At 74.9% G+C, this 1,531-nt stretch carries 1 protein-coding gene; it reads left to right on the top strand.

Annotated elements, in window-relative coordinates; translation table 11 throughout:
• Positions 1–278 precede the first annotated feature (278 nt).
• The coding region (locus WDZ17_RS17270) for a peptidoglycan recognition protein family protein (protein WP_339576415.1) at positions 279–1,531 on the top strand (1,253 nt) is incomplete at its 3' end.

Below are 1,531 nucleotides of genomic sequence, written 5' to 3' on the forward strand. Positions count from 1 at the left end.
GCGTGGCGGCCCGGCCCTGTCCGCGACCACCTTCACCGGCTGACGCGCACGACCGCGGGTGGACGGTGCCCCTCGCCCCGCCGTCGGCGGGGTGAGCGGGGCCGGCCGGGGGAGCGTGACGGGGTCACCGCTGACGCGCCGCCGCGGGCGTCCGGGCGGCGTCGCCCGATCGGCGGAGCCCTCCACGCGTCGGTGCCGTGGGCTACAGGGCCCTACCGCGGGTGACGACACCCGTCCTGTCCTCACGAGACACAGATGAAGCGACAGGAGCTCCTCCCATGCCCTTCCCCACTACCCGCGCGGTGACGGCTGCGACGATGTGCTCGGTGCTGTCACTGCCCCTCGCCGCCGTGGTCGCGCACGCCGCCGACGGCGCGACCGCCGGCGCCGGCGCCGGCGTCGAGACCTCGACGACGGCCATGAGCGTCGTCGGCGTGGACGCGCGCTCTCTCGACGAGCTGCGTGCCGACGGCGACGCCGCGGCCGCCCCCGAGGCCTTGAGCCGCGAGATCACCAGCCCCTCGTCGTTCGACCTCGCGGCCGTCACCTGGGACGCCGGGCAGGACGTCTCGGGGACCACGGTCGAGGTGCGGGTGCACGAGCGCGGCGGGTGGTCGGAGTGGGAGGCGCTGGGCGTGGAGGACGGGGGGCCCGAGCCGGGCACCGAGGAGGCGCGGAGGGCGGCTCCGGTCGAGAGCACGGTGCCCCTGCTCACGGACGGGGCCGACGGCGTGCAGGTCCGGGTCGACTCCCCGACGGGGGCGGCGCCCGAGGGCCTCGAGGTGCAGCTCGTGGACGGCGGTGACGAGTCGCGGGGAAGCGCCTCGGCACACGCCCTGGCGCCGAGGACCTCGGCGACCGCGAGCGCCAGCGGTGCGGCTGCCCCGACGGTCATCAGCCGTGCGACCTGGGGGGCGGACGAGTCCCTCGCCCGGAGCAGCGCGACGAACGGCACGCTGAAGGCCGTGACGATCCACCACACGGCGTCCTCGAACAGCTACACCACGGCCAGCGCCGCGAGGGCGCAGCTGCGCTCGATCTACGCCTACCACACGCAGACCCGCGGCTGGGCCGACATCGGCTACAACTTCCTCGTCGACAAGTTCGGCAACGTCTACGAGGGGCGCCGCGGGAGCGTCTCCGCGCTCAAGATGGGAGCCCACGCCTCGGGCTTCAACACCGACACCATGGGCATCTCCGCCCTCGGCAACTTCGAGGAGGCGGCCCCGTCCTCGGCCATGGTGACGAGCATCGCCCGTGTCGCGGCCTGGAAGCTGGGCCAGTACGGCGTCGACCCCCGCGGAACCACGGTCCTGACGTCTGCCGGCGGGGGGACGAGCAGGTACGGCCGCGGTCGCGCAGTCACCCTCCCGACGATCTTCCAGCACCTCGACGTCGGCTACACCTCCTGCCCCGGCCGGTACATGAGCGCGCAGGTGCCGACCATCCGCTCACGGGCCGCCGACATGGTGAGCGCGGTGTCGACGCCGACGCCGACGCCGACGCCGACGCCGACCCCGACGCCGACCCC

This window comes from Pseudokineococcus basanitobsidens, assembly GCF_037482545.1.
Classification (GTDB): domain Bacteria; phylum Actinomycetota; class Actinomycetes; order Actinomycetales; family Quadrisphaeraceae; genus Pseudokineococcus; species Pseudokineococcus basanitobsidens.